Annotated in this window: 16 protein-coding genes; 6 read left to right on the forward strand and 10 right to left on the reverse strand. The window is 70.0% G+C overall.

What is annotated here, in order from left to right; genetic code table 11:
* Positions 1–133 precede the first annotated feature (133 nt).
* Positions 134–655, forward strand: coding sequence for an NUDIX hydrolase (locus BM085_RS23960; protein ID WP_093889173.1), 522 nt, complete (start codon positions 134–136; stop codon positions 653–655).
* 349 nt (positions 656–1,004) lie between these two features.
* Positions 1,005–1,499: an MmyB family transcriptional regulator gene (locus tag BM085_RS23965; RefSeq protein ID WP_245789615.1), complete on the forward strand. Its 495-nt coding sequence runs from the start codon at positions 1,005–1,007 to the stop codon at positions 1,497–1,499.
* 330 nt (positions 1,500–1,829) lie between these two features.
* On the opposite strand, the gene BM085_RS23970 is transcribed toward BM085_RS23965, so the two are convergent.
* From BM085_RS23970 to BM085_RS23985, 4 genes are all read right to left on the reverse strand, one after another.
* Positions 1,830–2,609 (reverse strand): DUF2267 domain-containing protein, encoded by a 780-nt coding sequence (locus tag BM085_RS23970; RefSeq protein ID WP_093889174.1) that lies wholly within the window; start codon positions 2,607–2,609, stop codon positions 1,830–1,832.
* Positions 2,610–2,745: 136 nt separating this feature from the next.
* Complete coding sequence (locus BM085_RS23975; RefSeq protein ID WP_093889175.1) at positions 2,746–4,746, reverse strand: tetratricopeptide repeat protein; 2,001 nt, start codon at positions 4,744–4,746, stop codon at positions 2,746–2,748.
* A 165-nt stretch (positions 4,747–4,911) separates the two neighbouring features.
* Complete coding sequence (locus BM085_RS23980; protein WP_093889176.1) at positions 4,912–5,406, reverse strand: GNAT family N-acetyltransferase; 495 nt, start codon at positions 5,404–5,406, stop codon at positions 4,912–4,914.
* Positions 5,403–6,965: an NsdA family TPR-like regulatory protein gene (locus BM085_RS23985; protein WP_093889177.1), complete on the reverse strand. Its 1,563-nt coding sequence runs from the start codon at positions 6,963–6,965 to the stop codon at positions 5,403–5,405. Before BM085_RS23985 ends, BM085_RS23980 begins: the two co-directional genes overlap by 4 nt.
* Before the next feature lie 337 nt (positions 6,966–7,302).
* Here BM085_RS23985 and BM085_RS23990 point away from each other — a divergent pair, with 337 nt between their 5' ends.
* From BM085_RS23990 to BM085_RS24005, 4 genes are all read left to right on the forward strand, one after another.
* A complete protein-coding gene (locus tag BM085_RS23990; RefSeq protein WP_093889178.1) occupies positions 7,303–7,587 on the forward strand; it encodes a hypothetical protein in 285 nt (94 codons plus the stop codon).
* A gap of 559 nt (positions 7,588–8,146) precedes the next feature.
* Positions 8,147–9,022: a mechanosensitive ion channel family protein gene (locus BM085_RS23995; protein ID WP_245789616.1), complete on the forward strand. Its 876-nt coding sequence runs from the start codon at positions 8,147–8,149 to the stop codon at positions 9,020–9,022.
* 20 nt (positions 9,023–9,042) lie between these two features.
* Positions 9,043–9,441, forward strand: coding sequence for a globin (locus BM085_RS24000; protein WP_093889180.1), 399 nt, complete (start codon positions 9,043–9,045; stop codon positions 9,439–9,441).
* Positions 9,442–9,464: 23 nt separating this feature from the next.
* The gene (locus BM085_RS24005) at positions 9,465–11,000 is read left to right on the forward strand and encodes a glycoside hydrolase family 13 protein (protein WP_093889181.1); all 1,536 of its coding nucleotides are present in this window, start codon (positions 9,465–9,467) and stop codon (positions 10,998–11,000) included.
* A gap of 195 nt (positions 11,001–11,195) precedes the next feature.
* Here BM085_RS24005 and BM085_RS24010 read toward each other — a convergent pair whose 3' ends face one another.
* The 6 genes from BM085_RS24010 to BM085_RS24035 all read right to left on the reverse strand — a co-directional run bounded on the left by BM085_RS24010 (position 11,196) and on the right by BM085_RS24035 (position 19,988).
* Positions 11,196–11,609, reverse strand: a complete 414-nt coding sequence (locus BM085_RS24010; protein ID WP_093889272.1) for an acyl-CoA thioesterase — start codon at positions 11,607–11,609, stop codon at positions 11,196–11,198.
* 341 nt (positions 11,610–11,950) lie between these two features.
* Positions 11,951–13,615 (reverse strand): energy-dependent translational throttle protein EttA, encoded by a 1,665-nt coding sequence (gene ettA / locus BM085_RS24015; protein ID WP_012893774.1) that lies wholly within the window; start codon positions 13,613–13,615, stop codon positions 11,951–11,953.
* Positions 13,616–13,641: 26 nt separating this feature from the next.
* The gene (locus BM085_RS24020) at positions 13,642–14,940 is read right to left on the reverse strand and encodes a GGDEF domain-containing protein (RefSeq protein WP_093889182.1); all 1,299 of its coding nucleotides are present in this window, start codon (positions 14,938–14,940) and stop codon (positions 13,642–13,644) included.
* A gap of 433 nt (positions 14,941–15,373) precedes the next feature.
* Positions 15,374–16,069, reverse strand: a complete 696-nt coding sequence (locus tag BM085_RS24025) for a single-stranded DNA-binding protein (RefSeq protein WP_093889183.1) — start codon at positions 16,067–16,069, stop codon at positions 15,374–15,376.
* A 137-nt stretch (positions 16,070–16,206) separates the two neighbouring features.
* Positions 16,207–17,850 (reverse strand): GTP-binding protein, encoded by a 1,644-nt coding sequence (locus BM085_RS24030; protein WP_093889184.1) that lies wholly within the window; start codon positions 17,848–17,850, stop codon positions 16,207–16,209.
* A gap of 230 nt (positions 17,851–18,080) precedes the next feature.
* The gene (locus tag BM085_RS24035) at positions 18,081–19,988 is read right to left on the reverse strand and encodes a GTPase (RefSeq protein ID WP_245789617.1); all 1,908 of its coding nucleotides are present in this window, start codon (positions 19,986–19,988) and stop codon (positions 18,081–18,083) included.
* Positions 19,989–20,525: the final 537 nt, after the last annotated feature.

Consider the following 20,525-nt stretch of genomic DNA (forward strand, 5'->3'; position numbering starts at 1 on the left):
TCTGCGCGAGGACCTCCGGCACGGTTGACCGCGTAAAGGTTGCCAGGTTGAGGGCGTCTCCGCAGGTCATCGCGCTTTTCGGCAGCCGCTGTGGGCCTCTTGGGGCGATAGGTGGTGATAGCGTCCGGGGTCTATGAGCGACTCCCAGACGGGCGCCGGCGCGCCTCGGACGGACGCGGGCGGACCACCGGCGGGCACGGACGCCTCCCCGGCGAGCGACCGGGCCGCGGCACGGGTGGTCTGCGTGGACGGCGACGGCCGGGTGCTGCTGATGCACTGGCGCGACACGGTCGCCGGCGTGACCCTGTGGGAACCGCCGGGCGGCGGGATCGATCCGGGTGAGACGCCCTTCGAGGCCGCGCGGCGGGAGCTGACCGAGGAGACCGGGCTGCCGGGTGAGGCGGTGCTGGACCGGTGGGTGCCGGTGCGCCGGGAGTTCGACTGGCTGGGCACTCACTACGTCAAGACCGAACGGTTCTATCTGGCCAGGTTCGAGGGCACCCCGGCGGTGGGCCCCGGCGCTTTCACGGCCGAGGAGAACGACACCTACCTGGGCTCCGGCTGGTTCTCCCCGGCCGAGATGGCCGGACTCCCCGACGTGCTGGAGCCGCCCGACCTGGTGGAGGTGGTCTCCCGGATCACCCAGCTGGGCTGATCCCGGACGCCTGCCCCCCGCCCTGGGACACGACCGTCGCCCCTGGCGGACCGAGATGCCACGCCGCGGGGCACGTCCCGGATCGCGGCGGTGGTCGTGCCGTACCGGGTGAAACGCCTACGGCGTGGCGATCCGGCGGACGGTCACCGAGCCGGGCCGGGCCCGTCAGCCGGCATCATCGCGGGCGCGATAAGGGCGAAAGCCATCAGCGCTTCGGCCGCGAGTGCGCTCCTGAGCTTGATCATGACAGATCACTCCATGTCGAATCGGTCGCGCCCCGGGCTGACGGAACACCGAATCGGTGGTGTGCAGGACACCGACACGGCGCCTGGATTTCACGCTAGGCGGGATGCCTCCGAGGAAGGTAGGAGTGTCACTCCCAGGGGGCGGTCCCCGCCGCCGGCGAACCTCTCGGAGCGCCGGCAAGGGGGAGACCCGCGCGAAGACCGGCACCGCCGGTCCGCCCTCGGCACACCGGTCACGATCACCACGGCGGATCGACGCCGTCGCCGCCGCCGCCGCGGGAGCGGACCTCGACGATCCTCGCCTGACCGAACTCGTCGATGAACTCTCCTTCAAAAGCGCGGATTTCCGCCGGTTATGGGCTCGGCATGACGTGTCCCCGCTGTCGCACGCGGCCACGCCCCTCCGCCACCACGAGGCCGGCGACCTGCTCCTCACCTGCGAGGTGTTCGACGTCAGCAGCGCTCCCGGCCAGCAACTGATCACCATTCACGCCGAACCCGCCAGCCCCTCGGAGCACGCCCTGATCCTGCTCGGCGGCGACGTGACGCCGTCCGGCCAGGAGGACGCCGGCTACGCGCTGGCGGCCCGGCATCGCTGAGACCGGACCCCTCGGCCCGATCACCGAACGCGCCCCGCCGGCCGTTCGCGTGGATCATCATTACGGTGTTCGGCGGGGCGTCCGTGGTCTGGATCCGGGACATGCCGAAGGCCAGGCACCGGAAGGCCCCCTACCGCAGTGCAAGACATCTCCCCCTGAGCGGAAACACCACCCTCTTCGGGGGAAAGCTATCCACCTCGGATAGCGAAGGTGTGGATAAATCCACCCATGGTGGAAAAATCAACACCTGGGGGTGCCTGGAGGAAAAAACAATTGAGCCACCCGCCTCCTCCCCGGCCGCGCTCTTCGGGGAGGCCGCCCGGCGTCACCTCACGCGGGCACCAGCTCCTTGACGTAGGAGCGCGCGAGCTGCGAGGTGAGGTCGTGGAACTCCTTCTTGGTCACCGCGTCCCGCACCGTCGCGAGGACGGCGCGGGCGTGCCTGAGCGCCTCGTCCACGGAGACCCCCTCCTCCAAGGCGACGAGCGCGAGGAAATCCTCCAGCGGCGTCGTCCCGGGAGCGTTGTCGCTCCCCTCGTTGCCGCGCTCCAGCGCGGAGGACAGCTCGGCGGGCAGCGCCTCCATCAGGTCGCGTATCTCACCTACGCTGATCTGCTCCCCCAGCATCTCCAGCACCGCCTCGCTGGCCCGCCAGGCTCCCTGCTTGTCGGCGAGTCCCGCCCGGCCGGCGACCCGGTTCAGGAACTCCTCCAGCGTGAGGGTCGGACCGGCCGCCGCGACGGTCCTCTCGATGAGCAGTCGGAAGTCCTCCGGAAGCTCCGAGACCACCCGGGTGAACACGGCCGTGGGCACGGCCCGGCTCAGTGCCAGGAGGACGGCGCCCGCGCGCCGTTCGGCGGCCGGCAGGTCGACCTGCTCACCCTCGGCGATCCGGCGCAGGAACTCGTCGGCGTAGACGTTCTCCTGGACGTGATCCTGCGGCAGCAGCCGTGCCGGCTCCCGTGGCAGGTGTTCGGCGAGTTCCCGGGCCTGATCCGGTGTCAGCCGCTTGACGAGTGTTTCGAGCGTCACACGGACCGTGGCCTCGGCGGTCTGCCGGTCGGCACCGGCCGCGTGCTGGACGATCGAGAGAAACCGGTCGTAGTCCATAACTGCCTACTTTGGTCTATTTTGTCCGACTTCTTCCGACGCTACTCGAGACGCCCCCCCGGGCCATATGCGCTCAGGCCGGACCGGGACCAAAGCGGGCAAAGGCTTGGCGAGCCGTTGATCCGCGACACGGAGCTCACCGCAGTCCCAGAGCTCGCCGGATGTCAGGATCACCGGGATCGAGGTCGAGGGCACGACGCAGATCATCCGTGGCCGCCTCCCCCCTGCCCAGAGCCCGCAGAGCGGTAGCCCGGTTGAAGTACAGCTCCGGCCCCTCCTCGATCTCGATCGCCCTGGACAGATCCGCCACCGCGCCCTCCGCGTCACCGGTCTCGTAGCGGAGGATGCCCCGGTTGGCCCAGGCCGTACCGAGACCGGGGGCCCTGTCCAGGGCCGCGTCGAAGGCGCGGGCGGCCTCCTCGAAGTGCCCGGACGCGGTGTCCAGCTGCCCTTTCACGGTCAGCAGGTGGGGATTGCCCGGCATGAGCGCCAGCCCGGTCTCGACGTCGGCCCGCGCCTCGGCCGCCAGGCCGAGCACGGCCAGCACGCCCGCCCGGTTGATGTAGGCGTCCAGATGGTCCGGGTCCAGCTCCAGAACATGATCCAGGTCGGCCCGGCCTCCCGCCAGATCCCCCAGCGCGAGCCGGACCTCGGCCCGGTTGTAGTAGGCCTCGGGCAGCGGCGGGCTCACCCGGATCGCGGCCTCGTAGTCGGCCAGCGCCTCATCGGTCAGCCCGAGCCGGAACAGCAGGTTGCCCCGGTCCAGGTAGTGGTCGGCGAAGAGCGGGTCGACGGCGATCGCCTCGGTGTACTCCTCCCGGGCCTCCTTGGTACGGCCCAGCTCGGCGAGGAGCCGGCCCCGGTTGGCGTACAGCACCATCCGGTGCAGCGGGTGCCGGCCCGGCGGCAGATCCCGCCGCGCCAGCTCGATGGCCGATTCGACCAGGGAGAGAGCCTTGTGCGGCTCGCCCGCCCGCGCCTCGATGAGGGCCTGGCCGTTGCGGTCGAAGCCCAGCTTGAAGGCACGCTCCTGCCGGTCCGGCAGCAGGGTGGAGATGGCGACGGCCTGGTTGATCCAGCCCCTGGCCCGGCCCAGGTCCCGCCGGTCCGGATCGGGGTGACGGGCGTCGAGCATGGCCGTGCCGTACGCCGACGCCGCGTGCACCGCGGGGTCCTGGCTGCCGCGGCGGGCGCGCTCATAGAGGTCACGGGCCTCGTCCTGGCGGGAGAGGGCTCCCAAGGCGGTGGCCGTGCGCTGGGTGAAGCGCCACCAGAGGTCCGACCCGGGCCCGGCCAGCCGTAGCCCGCGCCGCCCCAGCTCGATCACCGCGTCCAGGAAACCCTCCCTGACGCAGTGGTCGACGGCCGTCCAGAGCGCCTCGGCCCCGCGTCCGCGGGGGTCGGCGCCATGCTCCCGGTGGAAGGGGACGGCGCCCAGGCGCGGGGAGAACTCCCCGGCGGCCTCCAGCTCGTCGGCCCGCAGGTCGTGCAGCCTGGCCCGCTCCGCCGGGTCCAGCGCCTCGTAGTCGGCACGCGATCGCTCGTCGGTGCAGTCGGAGGCCACATGGGCGGCGCCGCCGGCGTGCGGCGGCCACCCCTGGCCGGGCTCGGCGTGAACCTGCCCGGCCCCGGCGGAGTCCGCCACATGGCCGCGGAACCATCGCGGCGGTGGCTGCCGCGAGGCGAGCACCATCGTCAGCAGTGCCGGATCCAGCCGCCTGACCAGCACCGCGAGCAGTTCGAGGTCGGTCGGGTCGGCCTCGTGGAGGTTCTCCACGACCAGCGTGCGCGGCCCGCTCAGGCCCGCGCCGAGAAACTCCGCCACCCCGTTGGCGAGCCTGAGGGTACGGCGGGGCGCGGGCACGAGGATCCGCTCGTCGTCGTCGATCCGCGCGTCTATGGTCTCCCGTCGCGCGGCCACCCGATCTCGCAGATCAGGGGCCACGCTACGGATCTCGATGTCGTGAGACGCGACGTGCGCGGGAGCCCGTTCCAGGACCTCCGGCACGATCGCGCGCAAAATGGCGCCGCCGACCGTGTAGGGCCCACGCGACCGCCGGTGCCCGTTCACCACCAGGGGGGACGGGTCCGCACGGTCACCGGAGAGCGGCCCGATCAGCCAGAGATGCTCCCTCACCCCTTGTGGATGACGCTGGAAGCACCGCTCAGCTTGGTGGTGCCAGGTTTGCGAACAATGATCTTCTTCATCGTACCCCCCACGGGAAAATGACTACAGGTACGAAGAACAAGTATTCTGCCACTTCACTAGATCGCAATACTTGACTATAAAACAGTCTTGAATTTACTTAAATGCAGCAAGATGGGACATGGTGACAACTAGCTCTTTCTCGCCATAAAGCACGACGCATCCGCCGCGCTCCTCCCGGCTGATCTCACGCCAACCGTGCTTGCGGTAGAGCTCGATCGCGGCCGGCTGGTTCAGCGTGGTGTCCCCGCGGAGCCGTACGTAACCCAGCTCGACCGCCCGCGTCTCCAGCGCAATGCTCATCTGGGCGCCGAAGCCTCGCCGCTGGAACTCCGGATGGACCCGCAGACGGCACAGCTCCGCGGTCTCGTCGTCGATCCGGCGGAGGCCGCCCATCGCGACGATGCGCCCTCCCGGGATCTCCCCCACGAAGAAGTCCCCCCGGCCGGCGATGTAGATCTCGTTGATCCTCGGGAAGTCGTCCTCGTAGTAGACGCCGTCTCCCGGCGCGAGGCCCACCTGGGCAAGGCAGATCTGATGGAGCGCCCAGATGGATTCCAGATCGGACCAGCGATAGCGCCGGAGCCTCATACATCGCCCCCGGACGGATCCGCCGGCGCGGGGCGCAGTGCCTCCAGATAGAGCTTGAGCTCGGGGTGGTCGGGACTCCTGGCCTCCACCTCCTTGGCCACCTCGTGGGCGCGCTGCATGAGGATGTCCGGTCTGCCGCCCTGGTTCAGCCCGGCGAGCGCGGACCTGGCTATCGTCAGCGCCTCCTCCAGGTCGCCCTCAAGGAGCTTGCACTTGGCCCGGTCGAGCTTGATGATCGTGGGATCGAGCCAGTCCGCTGGGCCGTACTTGGTGAGCGCCTGTTCCAGGATGAGGTCGGCCTCCATCGCCTGCCCCAGCCTCACCAGCGCGTCTCCCTGATGGAAGTAGAGCTGGCGCTCGGTGTAGCCGAAGGTCGAGTCCTCCTGATCGGCCGCGGTCATCTGGGAGAACGCCGCCCTGGCCCGGGACAGCGCCCGCTTGGCCTGGTCGACCACGTCCTTCTTCCCCGAACCCGACAGCATCGCCAGCGCGCGGGCCTCGAAGACCGGGGCCATGGCCTGGGCCGCGCACGGCGTCTGGCCGGCCAGATCGCGGCTCTTCCTCGCGAGGTTGAGCGCCTCGCGCGGGTCGCCGTAGTAGAGCGGGACCAGGGCCTCTCTGGCGATGACCCAGGCGCGGAGCGCCCGGTCGCCGGTGTCGTCGGCGGCCGTCCTGCCGGTCCTGAAGAAGGACCGGGCCATCCTGTGGTCGCCGAGGTTCACCATGATCATGCCGCTGAGCCCGGCGAGCTGGGCCGCCATGCGGCACAGCCGTTCCTGCAGGTCCACCGGCTGGCGCCGCTCCATGGCCTTGCGCACGGCGCTGAACTCCAGCAACACGTCGCAGAGCAGCCTCAGCGGCGGCGTGTTCATGTATTGGCGGCCGAAGCCGACGGTGGCCTCCTCCCACTGATCGAGCATCGCAGGCGAAACGGTGGCCGACACCAGGGTCTCGTCCATCCTCCTGCGAATGTTCTCCACAGATCCAAGCACCTGTCCGTCCAGCGTGGCGCCGGTGCCGGTGCCGGCCAGAAGCAGTAAAAGCGTCCTCCGTAGCACGTTCTCGTCCTCCTCGCCCCCGTCCGCGGAAGGGTCGCCGCCGATCGACTGGATCAGCCGCTCACGCGGACCAGGGGAAGTGTCGGGTCTTCCATCCTGGAGATCACCTCGGAGGGCACCGGGCGTCTTGTGGCCGTGACCACAGATGCACGGGCCGTCGTACCCGAGAGATGCCGGTTCGACCCGGTAGGCGGAGCACAGGTAGTGGAGGTATTCGGGCCCCGGACGCTTCAGCCCGCTCTCATAAGCGGACAGGAGCGTCTCGCCGATACCCGGCGCCGCTTTGCCGTCGCGCTCGAACAGTGCCCGTATCTGTTCGATCACGTCGGCGAGGGCGACGCCATGTGCGAGCCGGTGACCCTTGATGCGCGTGGTCCCGAACTGGGGACCGCACTTGTCGTGGATCTCCTCGGCGATCTGAGCCGAGCCACGCCCTGCCGCCAGGCCTCTGGCCCGGATCTGCCGAGCTAACTCTGTCTCCCTGTGCTGCCTGCCGGACATACCGGCCCCTCTCTCGTGGCCAGCGGGGCTGGCTGGCACACTAGTCCCGACCGGTCCTCTCCCGTGACTCAGTGTGATTCAGCTGTCGCACTGTGCCTACCGAGAATGATGGACCAACTTTGGCTCATCCGGAACGCGCGAATAGAGCCATCGGCTAAGGATCGTCCACCACCGGACTGTTTCTTTCAACCTACTTGGGAGAAGGCACAACCCGATCTTGGGTTTCCCTCCGTTGACCCATCGGCCCAGGTGAGTCATCTTTGGCCAACCAGCACTGATTCGCGTAACCAAGCGAACACGATTCGGTGCGGTATGGGCGACCAAGAGGAGGGACGAGGTGGGGGAAGACGACTTCGGGCACCTGGAGCGGCTGGTGTCGGAACTCGACGCTCGCGGGCTGCACGCCCGAGTGGTGCGGACCCAGTCGGGTCGCGCCTTCGTGCGCGTGATCAACCCTAGCGCAACCAGCCTGGCGGAGAACGTCACCTGCCGAGCCCAGGCCGCTCCAAGCCACCGGGACTGGTACTACTGGTGGTCCTGGGGGGAACGGATGCACACGGCGCAGGACCCGGCCGGTGCCGCGACCAAGGTCGCACGCGTACTCGCCGCGGTGGGGGAGTGAGACGAGCGGTGGTCCGGACGGAGTCGCAGCCGTCCGGACCACCGTCCCCAACGCGGCTCTGCGGGGCCGGCGGGGTGACCGGTGCGGAGCGTCCTCGGACGCTGGGCACCCCGCCGACCCCAAGACCCGTGAACACGGGCCCTGCGAACGCAAGAAGATCGGCAAACGCGAGCTGCCGTCCGGATCCGTCCGGACGGTGATCGGAGGGATCCCCCTCGGAAACGGCACGGGACACGCTTCCGGGTGCGTGCCCCGTCCGAGCCGCCCGTCACCGGAGCGTCCGTACCCCGCCCCCCGCGGCCCCGGGGTCCGGATGTCCCCGTCTTCCCCGGCGTGATGTGACGGCGGCCGGTTCGGTAGGCAATATGGGTAGGCAACGCGACTTGCCCATTTCGCCGACCGATCCGATCCGAGAGGGATCCGCTCCGTGTTCCTGCCCGTCCCCGCCTCCACCCCCACCCCCCAACCCACCGGTGAGCTGATAGTCGATGACCTTCTCAAGGCGGGCGCGGGCCTAACCAAGGGCTGTGAGAACGGCGGCGGGGTAATCTGCAGCCTCATGCAATCCGTCCTGCCCCCCACCTGGGCTCCCGTGATCGCGAGCGCGATCGCGATCATGCTCGTCGTGGTCATCGCACTGCTCCTGCGCAATGTGGCCAACCGGCTGATCACGCGGGTGGTCAAGCGCGCCTCCTCCTCCAACGGCAGCTCGATCGCCGGGCGCCTCCGCGGAAAGCAGTCGGTGGCGCTGGAGGGGCTCGACGCGGTCGCCGCCGAACGGCGCAGGCAGCGCGCGGAGACCATCGGCTCGGTGCTGCGGCCCGTCGCCTCGATCGTCATCCTCGGCACCGCGGCCCTGACCGTCCTGGAGCGCCTCTCCGTCCCCATCGCCCCCCTGCTGACCAGCGTCGGCATCGTCGGCGTGGCCGTCGGCTTCGGCGCCCAGGAGCTGGTCAAGGACTTCATCGCCGGCATGTTCATGCTCCTGGAGGACCAGTACGGCGTGGGCGACGTGATCGACGTGGGTGCCGCGATCGGCACCGTCGAGGCGGTCACCCTGCGCATCACCCGCCTGCGCGACATCGACGGCCGGGTCTGGTACGTCCGCAACGGCACCATCACCCGTGTCGGCAACGAGTCCCAGGGCTGGTCCCGCGCCACCGTTGACGTCCCGGTGTCGTACGCCTCCGACATCCCCGCGGTCCGCGCCCTGCTCAAGGACGTGGTCGAGGACATGTGGAACGACACCACCTACCGCGACAGCGTCATGGTGGAGGAGCCCCAGGTCTGGGGGATCGAGCAGATCTCCGACACCGCCATCGTCTTCCGGATCAGCGCCAAGACGATCCCCTCCCGGCAGGCCGAGGTCGCCCGTGAGCTCCGCATCCGGATCAAGTCCGCCCTTGATCGGGCCTCCATCCCGATCGCCGGCTGACGTCACTTAGGCTTGGAGCCGTGTCCGCTATCCCCGAGGAACCCCAGACCTTCTACGACGCCGTCGGCGGCGAGGAGACCTTCCGGCTTCTGGTCCACCGCTTCTACCAGGGCGTCGTGAAAGACCCGCTGCTGCTACCGCTCTATCCCGAGGACGACCTCACCGGGGCCGAAGACCGGTTGAGCCTCTTCCTGATCCAATACTGGGGCGGCCCCAACACCTACAGCGCGCAGCGGGGGCACCCGCGGCTGCGAATGCGCCACAACCCCTTCGTCATCGGCTCGGCCGAGCGCGACGCCTGGCTCAAGCACATGCATGACGCGGTGGTCTCGCTGGATCTCCCCGACGAGTTGGAGAAGCGCCTGTGGGACTACCTCGTCTACGCGGCGCACAGCATGGTCAACGCCCCTGACGCATAAACCCCGTCAGGCGGGGGCAATCCATGCACATGGAAACCCCCTGGTGGCGTGATGCCGTCGTCTACGAGATCTATGTTCGCAGCTTCGCCGACGCCTCAGGAGACGGCGTCGGCGACCTGGCCGGCATCCGGCAGCGTCTGCCCTACCTCGCCGAGCTGGGCGTGGATGCGATCTGGCTGACCCCTTTCTACCGCTCCCCCATGGCCGACGGCGGCTACGACGTGGCCGACTACCGCGACGTCGACCCGCTGTTCGGCACCTTGGCCGACTTCGACGCGCTCGTCGCCGACGCCCACGGCCACGGGCTGCGGGTGATCGTGGACATCGTGCCCAACCACAGCTCCTCCGAGCACGAGTGGTTCAAGACGGCGTTGCGGGGCGAGGGGCGCGACCGCTACCTCTTCCGCGACGGCGGGGAACTGCCGCCCAACAACTGGCAGTCCACCTTCAGCGGCCCGGCCTGGTCCAGGACGCCCGACGGGCAGTGGTATCTGCACCTGTTCGCCGCCGAACAGCCTGACTTCAACTGGCGCAACCCCGAGGTGCGGTCGGAGTTCCTCGACGTGCTGAGATTCTGGCTGGACCGGGGCGTGGACGGGTTCAGGATCGACGTGGCGATGGGCCTCTACAAGGCCGAGGGCCTGCCCGACACCCCTCCGGAGGACCAGGCGTTCAAGGCCGAGTCACCGATCTGGGGGCGGCCCGAGGTGCACGAGGTCTACCGCGAATGGCGCAAGGTGCTCGACTCCTACCCGGACGAGCGGATGGCCATCGGCGAGGTGTGGACCGACTCCGCCGAGGATCTCGCCCTCTACGTCCGCCCCGACGAGCTGCACCAGAGCTTCAACTTCGCCTGGCTGGAGGCGCCCTGGTCGGCGACGGCGTTCCAGAAGGTCATCGATGACACCCTGGCCGCCGTGACCGCCCCCACCTGGGTGCTCTCCAACCACGACGTGGTCCGCCACGTCACCCGGTACGGCGGGGGCCTGATCAACTCCACCACGGGCCTCGCCCGCGCGCGGGCGGCTCTGCTGGCCATGCTCGCCCTGCCGGGATCGGCGTACCTGTACCAGGGGGAGGAGCTCGGTCTCCCCGAGGTGACGGACCTCCCCCCGGAGTCGCGGCAGGACCCCATCTTCGCCCGCTCCCGGGGGACACTGCCCGGCCGTGACGGCTGCCGGGTGCCCATCCCGTGGTCCGGCGTCGCCGAGCCGTACGGCTTCTCGCCCGACGGCGCCCGTCCCTGGCTGCCCCAGCCGGTCGAGTGGGCCGTGCTGAGCGCCGAACACCAGGCGAGCGACCCGGGCTCGACCCTGAGCTTCTACCAGGAGGCCCTGCGCGCCCGCCGCGAGCTGCGCGGCTCGTTCACCGACGGGATCACCTGGCTGGACTCTCCCGAGGGTGCGCTCTTCTTCAGCCGTGGCCCGCTGACCTGCGTCATCAACTGCGGCTCCGATTCGGTACAGCTCCCGCCGCACGAGCGGGTCCTGATCGGCAGCGCCCCCGTGGACGGCTACCTCCTCCCCCCGGACACCGCCGCCTGGCTTCACACCCCGTAGGAGCACCGCCCCCGCGCCCGTATGGCGAGCCGCCGCCCGCGGACACGGCCACCCGGCAGGGACCGGCCGGCGGACGGCGGCTCGCCGTACGTCCAGGTGGGCGCTGGCTCGCCGCGTTCGGCGGAGGACTCGCGGCATCCGCCGGAGATCCGCCCGGCGGAAACCGGCTGACCCGCGAGGAACCGCCGACGCCCGCTACCCGGCGGTGAACCTGCGCAGGTAGCTGAGCTCGTACGGGTTCAACCGCCGGGGGCCGGCCCGCTCCACGTCGTAGGCGACCATCACCGAGCGGGCCCGTACGAAGATCTCCTCGCCGTCGCGGATCTCGTAGTCGAGGGTGAACCGCACCGGACGGATCTCCGTCACCCACGACTCCACCCGGACCGGGTCGGCGCGGAAGGTGAGAGGACGTCTGTAGTCGATCTCGTGCCGGGCGACGACGAGCCCCCGGAAGGGAGTCCCGCCCTCCCGGTGGAGGTCGATGTGGAACATCTCCAGGCGCGCGTCTTCGAGGTAGTCGAAGAACCGGACATTGTTGACATGGCCCAGCGAGTCGACATCGGCGAACCTGACGGCCCGGGGAAACACATGCCGGTGGGCACGGCTCACGTCGTCTGCCGCCCCCTGCCCGGACACGCCATCGCTCACCCTCTGCCCGGACACGCCATCGGGCGCCCCCTGCCCGGACACGCCTGAAGCGTTGACGTGCTCTCCAGTCCGAAGGCGGGGATTGTCATCCATGCCACTCACGCGACGCCTCGACGGCTTCCTTTTCTCATCGCTCCGCGCCCGCTTTCATCGCTCCGCGCTCGAGTGGCTCGGGCTCACCTGGTCTCCGCCCTCACCGCCGGTCCGGCGGCGAGCAGGTCGACGTCCCGGTCGCCGGCCACCGCGAGCCTGCGGTGCCCCGCCGTACACGGCAGGGCACCGCAGGCCGCTGACGGCCCGCGTCAGTCGCGGGTGAGCTTGCGGTAGGTGACCCGGTGCGGACGGGCCGCGTCGGCACCCAGGCGCTCGATCTTGTTCTTCTCGTAGTCGGCGAAGTTGCCCTCGAACCAGAACCAGTTCGAGCCTTCCTCCCACGCGAGGATGTGGGTGGCGATGCGGTCGAGGAACCACCGGTCGTGCGAGGTGATGACCGCGCAGCCCGGGAACTCCAGCAGCGCGTTCTCCAGGCTGGAGAGCGTCTCGGTGTCGAGGTCGTTGGTGGGCTCGTCGAGCAGCAGCACGTTGCCGCCCTGCTTGAGGGTCAGCGCCAGGTTGAGCCGGTTGCGCTCGCCGCCGGACAGGATGCCCGACTTCTTCTGCTGGTCCGGGCCCTTGAACCCGAACGCCGCGATGTAGGCGCGGGACGGCACCTCGACCTGGCCGACCTTGATGTAGTCGAGCCCGTCGGAGACGACCTCCCAGACGTTCTTGGTCGGGTCGATGCCGCCACGGCTCTGGTCGGCGTAGGAGATCTTGACGGTGTCGCCGACCACGATCTCGCCGTCGTCCGGCGTCTCGCTACCGGTGATCATCCGGAACAGCGTCGTCTTGCCGACGCCGTTCGGGCCGATGATGCCGACGATGCCGTTACGCGGCAGGTCGAAGGAGAGGCTGTCCATGAGGACGCGGTCCTCGAAGCCCTTGGTGAGCTTCTCCGCCCGGATGACCGTGGTGCCCAGTCGCGGGCCCGGCGGGATCTGGATCTCCTCGAAGTCCAGCTTGCGGTGCTTGTCGGCCTCGGCGGCCATCTCCTCGTAGCGCTGGAGACGTGCCCGGCTCTTGGTCTGGCGGGCGCGGGCGTTGGAGCGGACCCACTCCAGCTCCTCCTCCAGGCGCTTCTTGCGCTTGGCGTCCTTCTGGCCCTCAAGCTTGAGCCGTGCCGCCTTGGCCTCCAGGTAGGTGGAGTAGTTGCCCTCGTAGGCGTGGCAACGGCCGCGGTCGAGCTCCAGGATCCAGCCGGCCACGTTGTCCAGGAAGTAACGGTCGTGGGTGACGGCCAGGACGGTACCGGGATACTTCTCCAGGTGGGACTCCAGCCACTGGACACTCTCGGCGTCCAGGTGGTTGGTGGGCTCGTCGAGCAGCAGCAGGTCGGGCTGCTCCAGCAGCAGCTTGCAGAGCGCGACCCGGCGGCGCTCTCCACCGGAGAGCTGGGTGACGTCCGCGTCCGGCGGCGGGCAGCGGAGGGCGTCCATCGCCTGCTCCAGCTGGCTGTCGAGATCCCAGCCGTTACGGTGGTCCAGCGCGTCCTGCAGCTTGCCCATCTCGTTCAGCAGGTCGTCGCTGTAGTCGGTTGCCATCAGCTCGGCGATCTCATTGAAGCGATCGAGCATGGCCTTGGTCTCGGCGACGCCCTCTTCGACGTTGCCGAGCACGGTCTTGGATTCGTTGAGGGGAGGCTCCTGCTGAAGCATGCCGACGGTGAAGCCGGGCATGAGCCGGGCGTCGCCGTTGGACGGCTGCTCCAGACCCGCCATCATCTTCAGCAGCGTCGACTTTCCGGTGCCGTTGGGACCCAGGACGCCGATCTTCGCGCCTGGCAGGAACGACAGCGTCACGTCGTCGAGGACGACCTTGTCGCCGTGCGCCTTGCGCACGCGCTGCAGTGTGTAGATGTACTCCGGCATGCCTTCTAGCTTAGGGCCTGTCAGGCTTAGCTAGGGGCGGCCTCGGAACCGGGCCTGCGGGCCGGGGGCACCACGGTGGCGGGCAGGCAGATCCGGTCGCGGCCGAGCTCCTTGGCGCGGTAAAGGGCCAGGTCGGCAGCGGCGAGCAGCTCGATGAGATCATCGCCGTGCATGCTCATGACCGCGACGCCCACCGAGATGGTCACGGTGATCATGTTGTCGTCCGCCGGGACCGCCATCCGCCCGATGCGGGAGCGCAGCCGCTCGGCGACCCTGCGGGCCTCGGTCACATCGGCCCGGGGCAGCAGGACGACGAACTCCTCCCCCCCGAATCTGCCCACCACGTCGTAGTCACGGAGCTGGCTGCGGATGGTGGCGGCCACTCCGACCAGGACCTGATCGCCGATCAGGTGGCCGTAGGTGTCGTTGACCCGCTTGAAATGGTCGATGTCGACGATCAGCAGGGCAAGCGTCTCACCGGTGCGGCGCGCCCTGACGATCTCGGTGTCCGCCTCGCGCTGCCAGGCCGCGGCGTTGAGCAGGCCGGTCTTGGGGTCGGTCCGGGCCGCCGCCTGGAGCTGGGCGTGGAGCAGGCTGCGCTGGAGCAGGACCACCGGCGGCAGAGCCAGCACCAGCAGCGCCAGGTTCAGGCCGCAGGTGATGGCGACGAGGACTCCGAGACAGAGCTCGACCACGTCGAGCAGCAGGCTCTCCCGGTTCCACAGCACCTCCCTCCAGCGGCTGTCGGGGGCGGAGGTGTGCGCGGCGACGGCGATCAGCGCGGTGTTGACCACGGTGAACAGGACGGCACAGCCCACGGCGACGAGGATCGGCCCGCCGGCGCCCGCGGTCAGCGCGCTCAGGTCTCCGACGACGGCGTGGAACAGCACCGAGGCCGCGCATCCGGCCAGGCCGATCGCGGCCGAGCTGAAGACCCTCCGGTAGACGACGGTCTCGCGCACCCTTTTCTGCAGGAGGATCTGGAGCGGAATGGGGGCGAGAAGCGCGTAGACGGGGGGCAGGAGCAGCGCGGCGGGCAACCACCAGGCGGAGAGCAGGTCACGGGAGACACCGGCGGGCATGCCGAGCCTGCGTGTCGCCTCGATGCAGACCGCGCCGCATGCCATCAACGCGGCGAAGGTGAGCAGGTCAGGCCAGCGGAGATCACTGGATACGGCGAAGAAGCCGATCGCGGCCAGATCCAGCACCACGATCCCGCAAAGGTAGACGACCAGCGCACGACGCTGCCCAAGCAAGGGCCACCGATTGGCCATGGCCGTCACGCCGCCGCGCGGTTTGACCGAGGTGTGAATGGGTGCCGCCATGTCGCCCCCTTCTCCGACTAACGATGTGTAACACGATAGTTGCGGAGTGTGCGGCGCGCGACAGTAACCGCTACCTTTGGCAGAGTGGGTCTCCCATCAGGTGATCCACAACTGGGAATCGCTCACTCAGCGAGCGGACCGTGTGGGAAAGGAGCAGCCATGCTGCGGGGCGTGACCTGGACCTAACAGGTGCTTCGGGCATCTGACACGGGCAAGACCATCGGCCGTTTTCTCGGCGCAACCGCCTCCTCTGGCGGGGCACCGACCGCGCTCGGCCGATGCCCCCTCCTCTTCCCCTCGGTCCTCTTTCGGATCCTTCTCCTCGGTCCTCTTCGGATCGCTCCCCGTCGGAGACACACAGCCTGCCGCCGCTCGGCGCCCTGCGCCGTCGACGGCCCTCGTCGTCGGCGGCTCCTGCCGTCGGCGGCCTGTCTCAGGCCGCCAGGCGCGCTTCCGCAGGCCATGGCGTCTCGTCCATGGACTCCTCGTCAGTCATGTCCGTCTCGCTGCCGATCATCTTCTCCTGCTCGGCCCCCGTCTCTCCTTCGGACACGCCGTGATCTTCCGTGTTCACTCCTCCCCCGGCGGCGCCCTCCCGTGCCTGAGCGCTCTCCACTCCGGCCGTCTCCCCACCTCCCGCCCCGTTCTTCACCAGGCTCAGGCCACCGGAGGCCCCCGCCGCGGGGGCGGCGTCGCCCATGGCCCAGTCGTGGGTCTCCCGGTCGAGCTCGGTCCGCTCCTCGCGCCCCAGCGAGGGGGCCGCTCCCGCCCGCTGCGGCTTGCTGAAGCTTCCCAGTCCCCAGCGCAGGTCGTGCCCGAGCGAGTTGGCCTCCACCTCGGGCATGAAGCGGCGCTGGCCCTCATGGGTGAACTCGCGGATCCGCAGGCGCCCCTGAACGACGATCGGCTGGCCCGTCCGGACCGACTGGGCGACGTTGTCGGCCAGTCCGCGGAAACAGCGGACGCCGAAGTAGGTCGTCTCGCCGTTGCACCACTGCTGGTTCTCCCGGTCGAAGTATCGGCTCGTCGAGGCGACCTTGAGCGAGGTGACCCGCGAGCCGTCGGGGAAGGTGTGCTGGCGCGGTGGAGCCGCGACGTTGCCGGTCAGCGTGATGTAGATGTCGTTCATCGTGTCTCCCTTGAGAGCGGGCGGACTGCCCGTGGCGTGGAAGACACGATGGCCCGTGCCACCTGTGGCACGGGCCGCCGAATCGCGATCTGTGGATTACCGCAAGCGTGTGATGAACCGCTGTGGACGGTGCGGGCTCAGCCCTGCACGCTCCGCATGGCGGAGTAGAACTCGTTGTATCTGGCCAGTTCGCGCTCCACCGGCTCGATCACCATGCTCCCGGCGACCCCGCCGACCCTGCGGCGCATCTCCCGTTCGAGCCGGTCGCGCTCGCTGCCCGCACCGAGTGTGACGAAGTTACGGCTGGCCACGGCGGTGAGCAGGCCGAGCCCCAGGACCGAGAGCGTCATCAGCCCGACCCACGGCAGCGAGGCCGCCTCACCGAACACCGCCAGGCCCGCCGGCAGCTGCCCGGCGCCGAACACCCCGTAGGCGAGAGCCGTACCGAACCAGGCGAGCCCCGCCACGAACAGCAGAACCAGCAGGTACTGCCAGATGAGAAGCAGCCGCCACCAGCCGGGAACCCGGTCCAGGCGCGGCGCGACCTCCGACAGCTCCTCGGAGAGCACCTGGGGCAGCTGGGCCGAGCGGGAGCGTGCGGCGTCCCTGATCCCGTTGCGCCAGGCCTCGTGCATGCCGGAGGTCAGCCCGTCGGCGAGGGCCTGCACCGCGTTGTCCACCTCGGCCGGCTGCGCGCTGACCGAACCGCCGGTGAGACCTCGGATCTCGTCCTTGAGGTCGCCCAGGCGCAGGCTGTTCAGCGGGTCGGGCCGGAGCTTGGCGGCCCATCGGGTGTACGGCCAGCCGACCCACTCCATGGACCGCACGCCGTACACGTTCTCCATCGCCTCACCGACCGCGGGCACGCCGACCGCGTCGCAGAGCGCATCGGTCAGGCCGATCCGGCGGGCGTCGTCGATGGCGGCGGAGGCGGCCGGGATCCCGTCCGCGGGCATGATCTTCGCCAGGCGGAGCGTCAGCCGGTCGAGGTCGGCCTCCAGGCGCTGGACCGCCGCCCTGCGCCCGGCCACGGTCTCGGCGAGGACCGCTCGGAGGCCGTCCACCCCCTTGCCGGTGATCGCGGAGGTGGTGACGATCACGGGCTTCTCGACGCCCTCGCGGCGGAGCAGGTCCTCCAGGTCGGCGACGCACTCGGCGAGCTCCTCCGGGTCCAGCCGGTCGACCTGGTTGAGCACGAAGATCGTCACCGCGTCGTGCCCGGCCAGCTCGGTCACGTAGCGGCGGTGCGTGGAGGCGTCGGCGTACTTCTGCGGGTCGAGCACCCACACGACGAGGTCGGCGATCTGGATCAGCCGGTCGGCCTCGGTGTCGGTGAGCGCCCGGATGGAGTCGTGGTCGGGCAGGTCGAGCAGGATGAGCCCGTGGAGCCGGCTCTCGCCCTTGTCCAGGGCGCTCGCCCTGGCGAAGCGGTGCCGCCACTGGATCTGCAGCCAGTCGAGCAGCGGGCCCGCGCCGTCCAGGCCCCAGACGCAGGCGTGGGTGCGCGCCGTGGTCGGCCGGCGGACCCCGGTCGGCGACAGTTCTAGTCCGGAGACCGAGTTGAACAGGGTGGACTTGCCGCTTCCGGTGCCCCCGGCAAGAGCGACCACGGTGTGGTCGGGGGAGAGCTTGAGCCTGTCACCGGCCCGCAGCAGCAGTTGCCCCGACTCGGCCAGGAGCTTGGGGTCGACTCTGCCCGGCCCCAGTTCCACGACCCGGGCCAGCGCGGCGAGCCGGCTGCCAAGCCCCTGGCGCGTCTGGGTGGTGCCAACAGTGGTCATGCTCGCTTACCGTTCCTCGTTCGCTGCGTGGACCGCTCGTCTCCCACGGGCCATCGTGCCGGAGGCACGCTCGGGAAACACTCCGCTCACCACGTCGGGTCCGCTTCCCGCCATCGACCGCTCACCACTCCTCGTTCACTCCGCGGACCACTCGTCCCTCATGATCCGCTCCGCTCACCATGTCGGGTCCGCTCCCCGCCGTCGACCGCTCACCACTCCCGGCCGGTCCCTCATCGGGCGACCTCAAGGTTGTAGGTCGCCTGGTGGAGACGGGTGGCAGCGGATTCGTCGGGAATGCCCGCACCATCGAGAGCTTGGACGTAGCGGGACATCTCATCGTCGAACAGCATGCCGATCCGGGCACGCAGATCGCTGCGGGCCTTGGCGCCGATGGTGCGCAGCGACTCCGCGCCGAGGAGCGCGTGCACCAGCCGTTGCGGCAGCGCGCCGGTGAAGGCGCTCTCGGCCTCGGCGGAGCCGTCGCCGAGCAGCCCGACCGCGAAGATCAGCGACAGGGATTCGACGTCGAAGGAGACCAGCCTGGCGACCGCCCGCTTGGTCACGCCCTCGGTGCGGATCAGCTCGATGATGTGCTCCTGCCAGGCGGCGACGGTCCGGCCGGTCCTGCGCAGGAGCTCGTCGGAGGCGTGGCCGAGACCCGGGGTGGCGGCCAGGGTCTCGCCGGCACCGGGACGGTGCAGCCAGCGCGAGACGGCCTCCTCGGCCGCCCGCTGTGCCGCGGAGACGATGACGGACTCCACTCCGGCCCGGAGCGCGGACTTCAGCGCGCTGAGTCGCTCGGGGGCCTGATGGCTCGCCTTCCCCGCGAACCGGCCCGGCTTGCGCAGGTGCAGGGTCCTCATGAGGTCGCCGGAGCCCGCGAAGTCCTGCCACCGTGCGAGCACCTCGCCGCGTAGCAGCGAGCCGTCCCTGGTCGCCTCCTCGATCTCGGCCATCGCGCCCGCGTAGGCGGCGTCCACGTCGCCGCGGAGGTCGCGCCTGAAGACCACCTGGGCCTCCAGCTGCCTGGCCAGGGCCGGGATGCGGGTCCGGAAGCTGTCCAGCACTCCGGACAGGGTCGCCTGTACGGCCTGCGCCCGGCGCTGGTCGTCGACCGACAGCTCGGTCAGCCAGAGCCGGAGCTCGGTGACCTCGTGGTCGGCGAGCATGCCGTCGGTGACCTTGCTCTCGTTGATGACGAAGCGGTCGACCTCGCCGAGGCCGTACTCGGCGAGCATCCTGAAGAAGTGCTTGGTGACCACCTCGCGGGACTTGGGCGGCACCCGGGAGAGCACGATGGCCAGCCGCGCTCCGCGCTCCTTGGCCAGCCGGAGCAGCCGCCATGCGGGGGCGTCCGCGTAGCGGGCGGCTGTGGTGACGAAGATCCACAGGTCGGCCGTGTCGAGCATCCGGTGGGCGATCTCGTGGTGCTCCTCGACGACCGAGTCGATGTCGGGGGTGTCGAGCAGGGCCACGCCCGGCGGGAGGCGTTCGGTGGAGACGAGCACGAGGCTGCCCGGGGCCGCCTTGGGATCGGGTGTCTCCCGCCGCCGCAAGCTGCCGAGCAGGCCGCCCTCGGCGAACCACTCGCGGTCGTCCGGGTGACAGGCGAGGACCGGCGTGCCGGTGGTGGGGCGGCGCACTCCGGTGGCGCTGACCTTGGCGTTGGCCAGAGTGTTGAGGAGCGTGGACTTGCCCGCGCCGGTGGAGCCCGCGACCACGACGAGCGCCGGCGCGGTGCTCATGTGGACCCGCGGGATCACGTAGTCGTCGAGCTGGGCCAGGATCTCGCTCTGGGTCCGCCTGGCCTCCTCGGCGCCGGGGAGGTCCAGGCCGAAGCTGAGATCGGTGACGCTGCGGCGGAGGATGGTGAGCGCGTTGGTCAGGGCCTCGGAGACGGCGTCCGGCAGCGCCATCTCCCGCACCCGGTCACCCTGCGGCTCCTCGGCCGCGTGAACGTCATCCTCGTCGCTGTCGGCGGACTCGGCGGACTCGATGGAGTCGACAGGCTCGGCGGGATCGTCATAGTCGGCGGGATCGGCGATGACGGCACCGTACGGCGTCGCGCGCAAGCCCGCTTCGGCTTCGGCTTCGGCTTCGGCTTCGGCTTCGGCTTCGGCTTCGGGGAATCCTGTCACGGGGAGGTCGTCCCCGGCCTCCGCATGAACAGGAGGGACGTCACGGTCGGCGCGGAAGGGGACAGGGATGTCGTCCGGAGACGAGCCGGCAGAGCTTCCGGCACCGGTGACAGCAGAGCCTGCGGCACCGGTGACGGCGGTGCTTCCGGCACCCGTGGCGGCGGACGCCTGTCCGCCGTCCTGCCGGAGGCGGGGGGCCTCGGCGTCCACGTGGAAATCAGTGAAGACGGCCCCCGGAGACGGGACGCCGGTCGTCTGAGGTCCGGTCGGGCCGCCGGCCGGAGGAGAGTCTGTGGCGTCCCCCTCGCGGGAGTCCGTGGTGTCCCGCTCCGCGCGCGGAGCGGGTGCTCCGCCGGTCAGGGACGCGATGGTGGCCTCGGCGGCGGCCGCCGCAGCACGGAACGCGGCGAAAGCATCCTCCTGCGCCGGAGCAACCGCCCCCTCCGGCCCATGAGAACCGGCACCGCCCACGGCCGGACCGTCGCCCCCACGAGAAGGACCGGCCACACCACCACCCGGCGACGAAGAAGCCCCACC

This window comes from Streptosporangium canum, from assembly GCF_900113865.1.
In the GTDB taxonomy this organism is placed as follows: domain Bacteria; phylum Actinomycetota; class Actinomycetes; order Streptosporangiales; family Streptosporangiaceae; genus Streptosporangium; species Streptosporangium canum.

Coding starts and splice junctions, on each gene's coding strand:
- BM085_RS24025 (WP_093889183.1), bottom strand. CDS start 16,069: ATGAACGACATCTACATCACGCTGACCGGCAACGTCGCGGCTCCACCG.
- ettA (WP_012893774.1), bottom strand. CDS start 13,615: ATGCCGGAGTACATCTACACACTGCAGCGCGTGCGCAAGGCGCACGGC.
- BM085_RS23965 (WP_245789615.1), top strand. CDS start 1,005: ATGCCTCCGAGGAAGGTAGGAGTGTCACTCCCAGGGGGCGGTCCCCGC.
- BM085_RS23995 (WP_245789616.1), top strand. CDS start 8,147: ATGCAATCCGTCCTGCCCCCCACCTGGGCTCCCGTGATCGCGAGCGCG.
- BM085_RS23970 (WP_093889174.1), bottom strand. CDS start 2,609: ATGGACTACGACCGGTTTCTCTCGATCGTCCAGCACGCGGCCGGTGCC.
- BM085_RS24030 (WP_093889184.1), bottom strand. CDS start 17,850: ATGACCACTGTTGGCACCACCCAGACGCGCCAGGGGCTTGGCAGCCGG.
- BM085_RS24005 (WP_093889181.1), top strand. CDS start 9,465: ATGCACATGGAAACCCCCTGGTGGCGTGATGCCGTCGTCTACGAGATC.
- BM085_RS24020 (WP_093889182.1), bottom strand. CDS start 14,940: ATGGCGGCACCCATTCACACCTCGGTCAAACCGCGCGGCGGCGTGACG.
- BM085_RS23960 (WP_093889173.1), top strand. CDS start 134: ATGAGCGACTCCCAGACGGGCGCCGGCGCGCCTCGGACGGACGCGGGC.
- BM085_RS23980 (WP_093889176.1), bottom strand. CDS start 5,406: ATGAGGCTCCGGCGCTATCGCTGGTCCGATCTGGAATCCATCTGGGCG.
- BM085_RS23985 (WP_093889177.1), bottom strand. CDS start 6,965: ATGTCCGGCAGGCAGCACAGGGAGACAGAGTTAGCTCGGCAGATCCGG.